Annotated in this window: 8 protein-coding genes; 1 reads left to right on the forward strand and 7 read right to left on the reverse strand. The window is 58.9% G+C overall.

All coding sequences use genetic code 11. The annotated features are described in order from the left end of the window. Positions 1-74: 74 nt before the first annotated feature. The gene (locus ACFSKT_RS29110) at positions 75-998 is read left to right on the forward strand and encodes an SDR family oxidoreductase (protein WP_377719255.1); all 924 of its coding nucleotides are present in this window, start codon (positions 75-77) and stop codon (positions 996-998) included. An 80-nt stretch (positions 999-1,078) separates the two neighbouring features. Here the strand turns inward: ACFSKT_RS29110 and ACFSKT_RS29115 are convergent, their stop codons facing one another. The 7 genes from ACFSKT_RS29115 to ACFSKT_RS29145 all read right to left on the reverse strand — a co-directional run bounded on the left by ACFSKT_RS29115 (position 1,079) and on the right by ACFSKT_RS29145 (position 11,993). Beyond that, positions 1,079-2,143, reverse strand: coding sequence for a glycoside hydrolase family 15 protein (locus ACFSKT_RS29115; RefSeq protein WP_377719256.1), 1,065 nt, complete (start codon positions 2,141-2,143; stop codon positions 1,079-1,081). Between the two features lie 423 nt (positions 2,144-2,566). After that, complete coding sequence (locus ACFSKT_RS29120) at positions 2,567-5,428, reverse strand: 1,4-alpha-glucan branching protein domain-containing protein (RefSeq protein WP_377719257.1); 2,862 nt, start codon at positions 5,426-5,428, stop codon at positions 2,567-2,569. A gap of 121 nt (positions 5,429-5,549) precedes the next feature. Further along, the gene (locus tag ACFSKT_RS29125) at positions 5,550-6,197 is read right to left on the reverse strand and encodes a DUF4912 domain-containing protein (protein ID WP_377719419.1); all 648 of its coding nucleotides are present in this window, start codon (positions 6,195-6,197) and stop codon (positions 5,550-5,552) included. 714 nt (positions 6,198-6,911) lie between these two features. Beyond that, complete coding sequence (locus tag ACFSKT_RS29130; protein ID WP_377719258.1) at positions 6,912-8,093, reverse strand: response regulator; 1,182 nt, start codon at positions 8,091-8,093, stop codon at positions 6,912-6,914. Between the two features lie 70 nt (positions 8,094-8,163). Then, a complete protein-coding gene (locus tag ACFSKT_RS29135; protein WP_377719420.1) occupies positions 8,164-9,984 on the reverse strand; it encodes a cache domain-containing sensor histidine kinase in 1,821 nt (606 codons plus the stop codon). A gap of 218 nt (positions 9,985-10,202) precedes the next feature. Next, complete coding sequence (locus ACFSKT_RS29140; RefSeq protein WP_377719259.1) at positions 10,203-11,084, reverse strand: carbohydrate ABC transporter permease; 882 nt, start codon at positions 11,082-11,084, stop codon at positions 10,203-10,205. 18 nt (positions 11,085-11,102) lie between these two features. Next, a complete protein-coding gene (locus tag ACFSKT_RS29145; RefSeq protein ID WP_377719260.1) occupies positions 11,103-11,993 on the reverse strand; it encodes a carbohydrate ABC transporter permease in 891 nt (296 codons plus the stop codon). Positions 11,994-12,024 lie beyond the last annotated feature (31 nt).

The raw sequence follows: 12,024 nt of genomic DNA on the forward strand, positions 1-12,024 counted from the left end.
TGGTTTTTCTTTTCACCCCTATTCAGCCCTCCGAATACCATGGTTACCAGCCTAGAACCAACCAGGAGGTACCCATGTACAACAATCCGCTTCACCCTCAGTACCCCGTCTACCCCTACTACGACAAAGTAACCAAAACCACCGTGCAGCCGATCGCCTTTCCCCCACAGCATCAAAACAAGCAGCCCGGGTTAGAATACGTCATGAGCCCGCGTCCGATCGTCGAGAATCCTTCGTACAAGGGCAGCGGCAAGCTGCGGGGCAAGACGGCGATCATCTCCGGCGGGGACAGCGGCATCGGGCGCGCGACGGCGATCGCATTCGCCAAGGAAGGCGCGAACGTCGTCATCGTCTATCTCGACGAGCATCGCGACGCGGAAGAGACGAAGGCCCGCATCGAGCAGCTGGGCGGCCGGGCCGAGCTCCTGGCAGCCGACCTTCGGCTGCGAGCCAACAACTATGCCGCGGTCGAGAAGGCGCTTCGGACGTTCGGCTGTCTGGATATCGTCGTGAACAACCTGGCGGTTCAATACCCGCAAGAGAGCATCCTCGACATCTCCGAGGAGCAGCTCGTCCATACGTTTCAAACGAACTTTTTCGCCATCTTCTTCATGACCCAGGCCGCTCTGCCACACTTGAAGGAAGACGCCTCCATCATCAATACGGCGTCCATTACCGCCTACCGAGGCGAAAAAATGCTACTTGACTATTCTGCGACAAAAGGCGCGATCGTCTCGTTCACGCGCTCGTTGGCCCTAAATCTCGCCGACAAAGGCATTCGCGTCAATGCCGTCGCCCCGGGTCCGATCTGGACGCCACTCATTCCCGCGACCTTCCCTGCCGAACGCGTGGCGACCTTCGGTACCGATACCCCGATGAAACGGGCAGGCCAACCGTTCGAGCTCGCGCCCGCCTACGTCTATTTGGCCAGCGATGATTCGCGCTACGTGACCGGGGAGACGATGCATGTGAACGGCGGCGATTTTATATCCGGTTAACGAGCACAGGGAAAAGGGGCGCTCCTCATGGAGCCCCCCGCTGCTTTTGTCCGCATGCTCTACCGCGTCTGCAAATGCCATCAAGCCAACCCGCGCAGCGCCCGCGCGGAATCTTTAACGGCTTCCTTGGCCAAAATATACATCGCGCAGCTCCAGCCGAGCGGCGTGTTCGGATTCGGCTCCGCCGTGCCGCTGTAGTACAGCTCCGGCAGCTTGCCCGGCTCCAGCATGACCGCTTCCGTCCGCCGGACGTAATCGGCCGCTTCCGCTTCGTGGCCCAGCTCGCGGTGGCAAAGCGCCAGCCATGGCAGGCCGAATGTCCACTCCGCCTCCGTGCCATAATAGAACGATAGCGGCTTGCCCCTTCCATGCTCCTGCTCCAAGGTGCTGTAGTAGCTGTCGCCTTCATACCGGATGACGCCGCGTTCGCGCAGCAGCCGCTTCTCGACGTTGCGCGCGATGGTCTCGCCGAGCACGCCGGTGAACAGCCGGTACGGATACACCAGGCTCAGCTGCGCCAAGTCGGCCGGCTTGTCATGGCTTTCGCGCGGGAACAGCCGCATCAGCGTTTGCAGCCCCGCCTGAATCGCCTCGTCCGGCACGTGCACCATCCGATCCACCGCTTTCAAGCCGGCGACGCAAGCGCCGACCGAGGAGGCGTGCACTTCGCGCCATTCCTCCCACATGCCGTTATCCGGATCGTGCCAATACTCCACGTTGCAGAGATAGTACACGAGCTTCTGCACGACCTCCCGGTCCTTCTTGTCCCGAAGCATCTTCTTCCCGCGCGCCGCTCCTTGGCCGACGCCGAACAGGAAGGCGCCGATCATGTCGTGCTGAATATGACCCCATTCCTCGTGGATCTCCCGTACGTCTTCGTAGGAATACCGGGCGTGCAAGTACTCCCATTCCCACTGCGGCTTCTGCTTGCACAGAATGTCCAGCTTCCATTCGTACTCGCGGAACAAGTCGAGCAATCTATAGTAGGTCTGCTCGTAGTCCTTGGTCGGTTTATCAAGATAAGGCAGCGCCATATACACGCAGTCGCGGATCCACACATATTTATAGTCGTTCGACGGACTCGCCACATACAAGCCATGCGGCAAACGCAGCTGTTCCAGCACTCGGTAACTTTCGGACAACATAACCGATCCCTCCTCCAAGTAGTAAAAAACGACCCGATTAGAGTTCATCTCTCTGTTATCCAGTGTGACCCGAATCTAGCAGAAACAAACGGTTCGCTGATCCGTTTTTATAGACTATGCGCTATGTTCGGAAAGGGTGCGCTTTCAGGGCGTCGTGCCGGGCGGGCGCGCTCGTCCCTGCCGGACATCCGCCTAACGCGACCGGCATCGCCGGACATACCCGCGCGCGCATGCCAAAAAAGCCTTCAATCCCGCGCAGTGTGCGGAATGGAAGGCTTTTCGATTTGAGACGAAGAAGGGCTGTTCCCGGCACGGCGCCCGTACCGCATGCGCCTTCGCCCATTTTGCAGCTTACGCGCTTCGCGCCTAGCGCATCGGCACGTTCCTGCTTGCGTCTATCCATGCGTGGAAGATAGACTTCCGCTACTGCCCGGTTCCCGTCGCCGCCGCGGCCAAGCCGTCGAACGGCAGCGCGTCGGCCGGCGAACCCGCGACCTTGTCGTACACGTCCGTCGTGAGCTGGCCGATGCGGTCCCAGTTATAGCGGGTCACCACTTTATGCGAGGCTTTCCTCGCCATCGCTTTGGCCATATCCTCGAACTCCAGCATTTTGACGATATGCGAGGCAAGCGAGGGGACATCGCCCGGCAGGACGGTGAATCCGTCGACGCCATGCTGGATGATTTCCTGGAAGCCGCCCGTTCCGGAGACGATGACCGGGGTGTTCGACGCCATCGCTTCGAGCGCCACGATGCCGAACGGTTCGTACAGGCTCGGAAATACCGCCGCCGACGCGACGCGCAGCATCTCGTTGCGCATTCGATCGTCGGCATAGCCGACGAACTCGAGCTTGCCCCGCGCGATAAGCGGCTCGGCCAGCTGCCGCAGCTGCTCCAGCATCGGTCCATGGCCGGCGATGACGAACTTGGCGTTGGGGCAGCCCGCGAGCACGTGCTCCGCGCTCTCGATCAGCACGTGCACGCCCTTCTCCCGGACGAGTCGCCCGATGAACAGCACGATGCGCTCATGCGGCAGCGCGTAGCGCGCATGGATGTCGGCCGCGTTATGCTCGACGCGGACGACCGCCGCGGTCTCGACGCCGTTCGGAATCATGTCCACCTTGTCCGGCGGCAGATGGAACAGCCGCATCACTTCGTCGCGCATATAGTCGCTGCACACGATTACGCGCCATGCCTCGTACGTCAGCTGCCATTCGAGCGCATGGATGCGATGCTGCAGCTCATTATGCAGGCCATGATTGCGGCCATGCTCGGTCGCATGAATGGTCGCGACGAGCGGCAGGCCGTGGCGGTGCTTTAACGTCTTAGCCGCCTCGCCGACGATCCAATCGTGCGCATGGACCAGATCGAAGGGGCCGTAATTCGCGACCAGGGTGCTCGCGTACGAAGCCATCGCCAGGTTCAGCTGGAACACCCATTCCATGAACGAAATGTTCTGCTGTTGATACGCCGCCACTCGGTGGACGTGGACGCCCTGATTGATCTCGTAGGCTGGATACCCTTCCACGTGCGAGGTGACGACATGCACCTCCACCTGCTGCTCCGCCAGCTTGCGCGACAGATCGAAGACGTGGCGGGACAAGCCGCCCACGATCATCGGCGGGAACTCCCAGGAGAGCATCAGGACGCGCCGCCTGCCGGATAGCTGCCGCGGCACCGCCGTGCCTTCCCGCGCCGCCGGCAGCTTGGAGCGGTAAATCCGGTAATCGAGGTCGGGACTGATGGCATCGCGCGCTTCCACCTCGCGGAGCCAATTCTCGTCCACCGCGCCCTGCAGCAGATCCCGGTACAGCCGGCGAAAACGGACGATATGGTTCTTCGTTCGCTTCAGCGCGTACTCCACCATCGTCCCGGCGTCCATGATGAACGCCCAGTCGCTGCTCTGCGCCAGCATCAGCTCGCGCGCCGCCTGGTTAAGCGCCTTTCGCTTAAGCCCCGCTGCATCCGGGAACCGGTCGGCCAGCTCGATCATCTGCTCCTCCATCCGGTGGAGATGTCGGTAAATCCACTCGTTCGTTTGGCCGAGCCACACCTCGCCGAAGCCCGCGCGGCCCCAGCTCGCGAACGACAGCTCCGCCTGCGGATTTTCCGGATATTCGGCCAAATATTCGACCGGCGTAATCATTTTGAACGTCGATTGGTCATGGTGGATTTTCCGGCACAGGTACTCGATCCACATCGGGCCCTCGTGCCACCAGTGACCGAACAGCTCGGCATCGTACGCCGCGGTCACGAGCGGCTTGCGCGGCATGTGCGCGCTCAGATGCTCGATCTGCTTCTCGCGGTTGAACATGAAGTGGCCGGCATGGCGGGCGGCCTTCTCCGCGGCCCACTCGGGATTGTACGGCTCTTTCGGCTGGCCCTCGCCCGTAATCCGGTAATATTTGATCCCCGTATTCAGCCGCACGCCGGAGGGATGCATGAACGGCTTCAGATACGCCTCATCCAGCTCGTAGCCGATATCCCGGTAATATTCGCGATAGTCATGGTCGCCCGGATACCCTTCGAGCGAGCTCCACACTTGGCGGCTCGTCTCCTGATCCCGCGCGAAAGCGGCCACGCCGTTCGGCGTGACGACCGGGCCGTACGCGCCGAGCTCCGGCTTCGGACGGGCATGCAGCACCTGATGCGTATCGGTCATGAAGAAGTCCAGCCCGTAATCCTTCAGGATCCGGTCCAGCCCCTCGACGTACCCGCATTCCGGCAGCCAGATCCCGCGCGGCGCTCGGCCCAGGCTCGACGTATGGATGCGCACCGCGTTATCGATTTGCGCGCGAAGCGCCTGCTCCGTCCGGACGTAAGGCAGGAACGCGTGCGTGGCCGAGCATGTGATGAGCTCCACGTAACCGGCGGCCTGGAGACGCTCGAAGCCCCGGATCAGATTGCAGTCGTACGTTTGCGTAAACAACTGCTTCATATGTATGAATTGCGCGGCATACCGCTCCGCGAGCGGCAGGAGCGCTTCGTCGCCTTGCACCCGCTCGCACTCGGCCGTGGCCAGCGCGATCAGATTATCCAGATGTTGCACGTACCGCTCTTGGAGCAGCGGCTTGGCCAGCATGGTCAGCAAGGTTGGCGTCAGCGACATCGTCACGCGGAAATCCACCCCGTCTCGATCGAGACGATCGAATACCTCGAGCAAGGGGATGTATGTTTCCGTCATCGCTTCGAACAGCCAGCGTTCTTCGATATAATTGTCGCTCTCCGGATGATAAACGAAAGGCAAATGCGCATGCAGGACGAGAGACAAGTACCCTTTGGCCAACAGAACCCCTCCTAGTTAACGTTCGCGGGAAATGAAACAAACTTCATCGAGCACGCGGTCATGCGCGACTTGTCTGGGGCATGACCGAAGGACGCTGCGGCATCGCCAGGCGCGCGGGCGACTATTCCAGATCGGCTTGCGCCGGGGACAACGAATATCCGTTGAAGAGCGGCTGCCAGGCCGCTTGCGGCTCCGCCGCCTGCGATACTTCCATCCGTACCCATCGCGATTCGCCCTCGCGCTGCTCTTCGCGCGGCGGCGTCTGGACCGAATTGGAGCGCAGCAGCGTGATGAAGCGTCCGTCCAGCGCGACGGTGCCGTAATCGATCACGTACGAGCAGGCCGGGGCCACGCCATTGACGAACCAGTTGTTCGCCTCCTGGGTCACGTCGAAATCCCAGTACCGATTGAAGTTGTCTCCTTTAAAGTGAACGAACGACACGTCGTACACCCGCAGCCGCTTCGGCAGCACGCTCCAGCTGCAGCCGAAATGCGACTCGACCATGCGGATCAACTCTGGCGTCAGCTCCCAATAAACGTACAACGACTCCGCATCCCGCGGCATCGCGACCAAGCGGTCCAGTTCGTAACGCTCATCCAGCAGCGCGTAATCGTCTACCTCCGGCGGTGCGGACGATTGCGTTCGGGGCGCGTGCGATTTGCGGTAGTTGGTTAGCTGATACCGGAGCCTTCCGACCGGTATGCCTAACTGTTCGGCGATTTCCTTTTGCGTCTTGCCTGCTTCAATCAGTGCCAGGATCGTTGTCATGTCCAAGCGAAGTCCCCCCGGGTAATGGATTTGCGGCGTGTAATTCAGGTAAAGCCACAACAGCATGGTTCACAGTTTACATGACGCCAAGTGGAAAGTCTGCCGAAAACGGTCTTAGAGTTTTTATGTTTTTTTGTAGATTAATTTAAGGGACTTGACGGGTAAAACAAACCGTATGGAAATGCTATTATCATTTCTTAACCCATTTATTAACGATGAGAGTCAACTCGTCCAAATTTTATCGTTTTATTCGACAGCAGAGCAAATCGGACAACGTGTTATAAATCGACATTTTGCCTGTTTTCTCACAATGAGGTCGACAATCGCCCTCTAATCCGGATCACATTTTCTTGCTCGACGGGATACGCTTTATTCTTTCAGATCGTACATGGCGGATAATAAACGCGGTTTGGATCCAGGACCGACAACGCGGATGTCCAGAACGAGGGTTTATTTCGCGATAGGAGTGAATGAAGTGGAGAATCGATGGAAGTAATGCCGGATAAGTTGGCGGGACCATTGCTCGATTCGGATCAGGCCGACGCACCCGGAATTTGTTGTACAGAAAAAACTAGAGGCAAGAACATGCTCGTAGTCGGTGAAGCAAAAGGAACCTCTGCATCCGCCTGAAATGGGGGAAGAGAGGTTCTTTGGGTCGTGGGCTCCGCCAAAATGTATGGTTCACCTTTAAATTAAGAACTAAAACCGAGGCGGCTATTTGTCCCCCGCTTGCAGGGCGAACGACTGTCGATACTCCGTCGGCGTCACCGCGTACTTCTTCCGGAACACCTGCGAGAAATGGCGCATGTCCTGGTAGCCGATCCGCTCGCACACCTCCGCCAGCTTCAGCTTCGGGTTCTGCAGCAGCTGCTTCGCCTGCTCCAGCCGCAGCTGGATGACGTATTCCTTGAAGCCGCTGCCGGTCTTCTGCTTGAATAGCTGACTGAAGTAGACCGGATTCAGATAGACGACCGACGCCACTTTCTCCAGCGACAGATCGGCATGGTAATGGGTCTTCATATACTGCAGCGCCACTTCGATCGCGCGGTCGCCGCCGCCGGCCACTTGTTCGTAGACTTGGGTCGACGACGCCTGGCGCATGCGGCGCACCTCCGCCGGCACGTCCTGCACGTCCGTCATGACGCCCGAGTGCATGATCTGGAACGGCACCTTCAAATAACGGCTAAGATGGCTGCGCAGCTCATCGACGAGCGAGCTCAGCTGCTCCCCGTCCCGCGGCGTCACGAGGCCGAGCAGGCTTTTGCCGTCGAAGGTCGAGACGAAACCGGTGCCGTATTTGCCGATCAGCTCGCCCAGCACGTTCTCGATAATGAAATGCTCCAGGTGGACGATTTTGTCGCTCTCCATCTTGATCAGCACCAGCTGAAAATGCGGATGGCTCTCCATGAACGAGCTCATATCGAGGCCGCCGATATCAAGTCCGGACGCCCAGCGCTGGAACACCGCCTCGCGCAGAAACTTCCGGCTGCGCCGTAGCTGCTCCGCCTCCTCCGTCTGCTCCGTCTCGGCCGCCACCTCGGCGGTCAGCTTCTCGATCATGGCGACGAGCACTTCCTTCCCGATCGGCTTCAGCAAATAATCCTTCGCCCCAAGACGCACCGCTTCCTGCGCGTAAGCGAACTCCGAATAGGCGGAGATGACGACCCACTTAATATGCGGGTACAGCTTGCCGGAGAGGTTCATGAGCTCCAACCCGGTCATGCCCGGCATGAGAATATCGGTCAGCACGATATGGATGCGGTGCCGGCGCAGCAGCGCGGCCGCTTCTTCCGGGTTCGCGGCCAAGTGGAGCGTATGATCGGGAAAACGATTATGCAGCGTGCGCATGATGCCTTCGCGAATGACCGTTTCGTCATCGACAATGAGAATATCCATCGGTTGGAACCCCCTTCTTCACCTACAAGCGTTATATATTTCACGCATATAAGAAGTCATCTTGTATTTCTTATCGCGGCATGACGACGATAACCGTCGTCCCCTCGCCTCGTTTGCTATCGATTCGCAGACCGTATTGGTCCCCGTACATAATCGCGATTCGCCGATGCACGTTCGGCAGTCCGATGCCTTTGCGCCGCTGCGCCGCAGGCTGTATGCCGCCGCCGACAGCCGACGGACCGTGCGCGCCTGCGGCGCCGGCGGCGGCTTCGCGCCAGCCTTCCGTCGTGTCCGACGCCGACGCCGGCCCTTCGCCTTCCGTCCGCACGATCCGCCCGCCGAGCAGCGAGTGCTGCAGGAAGGCGAGCGTCTGCTCATCCATGCCGACGCCGTCGTCCTCGACGACGATCCGCAATTCGCCCGCGTCTACTTCCGTATAGACGCGCAGCTTGCCGGGACGCCCGAGCGGCTCGAGCCCGCTCTTGACGGCGTTCTCGATGATCGGCTGCAGCGTCATCTTCGGCATGACGGCGTCCAGCCAGCGGTCCTCGACCTGAATCTCGGTCGTCACGCGACCTTCCAGCCGGCTCTCGATGATCGTCATGTAATGGCGCATCTGATCGAGCTCCTGGCGCAGCGTCGTGCGGGACGCCTCCTGCCAGTCGCTGCTGTAGCGGAACATGTGGGAGAGCGACAGAATGACGCGGCCGAGCCGGTCGTTCTCCCGCTCGTCCAACATCCAATAGATCATATCGAGCGTGTTATATAGAAAATGCGGATTCACCTGCGACTGCAGCGCCTGCAGCTCCGCGTTCTTCTCGCTGATCGAGGCGAGCGTAATGCCCTCGATCAGCTCATCCATGCGATGCACCATCCGGTTGAAGGACGCGACCAGCGAGTTGATCTCGTCGAATGACTTCACGTTCACGCCGCCCTTGAAATTCCCGAGCTCCACCTGCTTCATCTCGCGGATGAGCAGCTTGAGCGGCGAGGCGATCGTCCGGGAGACGAGCGAAGCGATCGCGACCGACAGGCCGATCAGCACGGCGATGACGACGAGCAGGTACTGCCGCGTATCCTTGAGCTCCGAGCCGATATCCGCCTTCGGCGTCATGCCGAACACCGTCCAGTCCGCCAGCGCCGCCTTGGCCGAGACGATCAGCTGGTCGGTCCCGTCATCGACGACGACCTCCTTCTGCGCGGGACGCGGCAGTCCGTTGAACGACGGCATCGCGGCGTCTTCGCTGCCCGTCGAGGCGATGACGCGATCCTGGCGATCGACGATATACACCTGGCTGTTCGGGCTGATCGTGACGTTGGAGAGCGCGGAGAGGATCGGCTTCGGGTTCGTCTCGATGAACATGATGCCGATTTTCTTATAGGTCGTCAGATCGTACAGCGCCCGGCCGAAGACGAACACCCGCTCCTCCTGCAGGCTGTTGATGACCGAGCCGTTGTATAAGCCCAGCCACACCATCTCCCCGGTCGAGGCCTGCAGCTGCGCGTACCAATCCGTCTTTTTGTAATTCAGGTCGAATACGCCGGCGTACCGTTTCTCATAGTTGTACAGCTTGCCGGAGCTGGTGATGATGTGAATGCCGACGATGTCGTCTCGGGAGTAATACACCGCGCCCAAAATATTGGTGATCGAACGCTCATTGATGACGCTGAGCACCGGATCCGTCACCTTCTCGCGCTCCTCCAGCAGCCGCAGCAGCTCATAGTTGCTGTTGAGCGATTTCGTGACGCTGTCGTACCCTTCGAGCAGAAGATCAAAAAGACCAACGGTCTGGGAGATGTTTTTCTCGGCCATGTCGCTGATCTTGGTATGAATGATGTCGGTTGTTTTGCGATAGTAGAGCACGCTGACAATGACGATGAGCGTCATCATGCAGGAGAGAAAAAGCAGAAACAGCCGGTTATAAATCGAATGTCTGCCGCGCGACCGTGCCAATTCGTACAATCTCCCTTCCCCGGCGAACAAGCGCAAAGATCAGGCGCCGGCGAAAACGCGCAAGGCATGCGCGCTTCCGGGCGGCCGCCCGACCTTAGACGTTCGCCATCTTCATCGATGACTCTATTGTAGCACAGCGTCTGTCTCGCGGAAGGTTAACCTTTGACCGCGCCCGCCACCATGCCCTTGGTAATTTTGTCCGCCAGCAGGAAGTAGATGATGATAACCGGCAGCGCCCCGAGCACGAGGTAAGCGCCGATTGCCCCGTAGTTGACCGAATACTGGCTGACGAAGCTGTTCACGCCGAACGGCAGCGTCTTGAGCGCTTCCTTCGAGATGAACGTCGCGGCCAAAATATACTCGTTCCAAATGTTGATGAACGTCAGGATGCACACGGTCATCATCGGCGGGATCGATACCGGAATGATGACGCTCCAGAAGATGCGCAGCACATTCGCGCCGTCGACGACCGCCGACTCCTCGATTTCGTGCGGAATCGACTTCATGAAGCCGCTCATGATGAACACCGCGATCGGCGTCTGGAATGCGACGTACGGCAGGATGAGCGACCAGAGCGTATTGAGAATTTTCATCTCTTTGAAAATAAGCATCAGCGGCAGCAGCGTCGCCTGCATCGGGATCATCATCCCGATCAGGAACAGCACCATGACGAGCTGGCCGTATTTCCAGCGGAAGCGGCTGATCGCGAACGACACGAGCGAGGCGAGCAGCAGGACGAGCACCATCGTGCTGGTCGTGACGATCAAGCTGTTCAGCAGGTATTTGAAATAGTTGCCGGATGCGATCGCATCCGTATAGTTGCTCCACATCAGCTTGCTCGGCAGCGAGAAGAAGCTGCCGGAGAGAATCTCCTCGTTGTTCTTCAGCGAGTATATAAGCAGCCAGAGGAGCGGATACAGCTGGGTGACGAGCAGAATGCCGAGCAGAATGAACACGATGATTTTCGCCAGCGGGAATATTTTCTTCCCTCTCTGTGCAACAGGCTTTACGCCGGCGACGGGTATGGTTTGACTCATGACCGAACTCCTCCTTCCTTACGTGTATTTACGCTCCAGGCGATTGAAGATGAAATTGATGACGACCGTGGCCAGCAAGCAAAGCGCGACCAGGAACGTGGCGATCGAGCTGCCGTATCCGTATTTCATGGACAGGAAGGACATGTTGTACATATGGGTCGAGATGACGTCTGTCGCGTGCGCCGGGCCGCCGCCGGTCATGACCATGACCATGTCGAACGCTTGGAGCGAACCGATAAACGCGAGAACGATCGATATTTTGAAAATCGGAATATTCATCGGGAAGGTAATATACCAGTCCGCCTTCAGCCCTTCGGCTCCGTCGATCCGCGCCGCTTCGTAAATATCGGCGGAGATATTCTGGATGCCCGTAAACTGGATGAGCGTGTGGTAGCCAAGGTATTGCCATAACGCGACGAAGTAGAGCGAGTACATCGCGATATTCGGTTCCGTCAGCCAGGAATGCGTCCAACTGGAGAGACCGACGGCCTCCAGCACCTGGTTCAGCATGCCGCCCATGGCAGCAGGATTGTAGATCGTTTTCCACAATTGGCCGATGATAACGACCGAGAGAATGACCGGCATGAAGTAAGCCGATACGAGGAAATTCGGTTTCTTGACGAAACGATTGAGCAAAATGGCGACAAACAGCGCGACCGGAATCTCCGCCATGGAGAATACGGCAAACATCAGCGTGCGGCGGACCGACGGCCAGAATACCGGATCATCGAACAGCAGCGTCTTGAAGTTGTCCAAGCCGACAAACTTCGAGGTGCCGATCCCGTTCCAATCCAGCAAACCGCTGTACACCGAGACGAGAACCGGCACAAAGACCAGCCCGACGTACACGATCAGACACGGCAGCACAAAAGCGGCAATCGTCCATTTGGACACCCGCAAGACGTTCATGGAATCATCTCCTAACCAAAATGAATCGAGG

It is taken from the genome of Paenibacillus xanthanilyticus (assembly GCF_042682185.1).
Classification (GTDB): domain Bacteria; phylum Bacillota; class Bacilli; order Paenibacillales; family Paenibacillaceae; genus Paenibacillus_Z; species Paenibacillus_Z xanthanilyticus.

Bases quoted from the DNA above. Each gene is read 5' to 3' on its own strand.
- ACFSKT_RS29115 (WP_377719256.1), bottom strand. From the start codon at position 2,143: ATGTTGTCCGAAAGTTACCGAGTGCTGGAACAGCTGCGTTTGCCGCAT.
- ACFSKT_RS29145 (WP_377719260.1), bottom strand. From the start codon at position 11,993: ATGAACGTCTTGCGGGTGTCCAAATGGACGATTGCCGCTTTTGTGCTG.
- ACFSKT_RS29135 (WP_377719420.1), bottom strand. From the start codon at position 9,984: ATGATGACGCTCATCGTCATTGTCAGCGTGCTCTACTATCGCAAAACA.
- ACFSKT_RS29110 (WP_377719255.1), top strand. From the start codon at position 75: ATGTACAACAATCCGCTTCACCCTCAGTACCCCGTCTACCCCTACTAC.
- ACFSKT_RS29140 (WP_377719259.1), bottom strand. From the start codon at position 11,084: ATGAGTCAAACCATACCCGTCGCCGGCGTAAAGCCTGTTGCACAGAGA.
- ACFSKT_RS29130 (WP_377719258.1), bottom strand. From the start codon at position 8,093: ATGGATATTCTCATTGTCGATGACGAAACGGTCATTCGCGAAGGCATC.
- ACFSKT_RS29125 (WP_377719419.1), bottom strand. From the start codon at position 6,197: ATGACAACGATCCTGGCACTGATTGAAGCAGGCAAGACGCAAAAGGAA.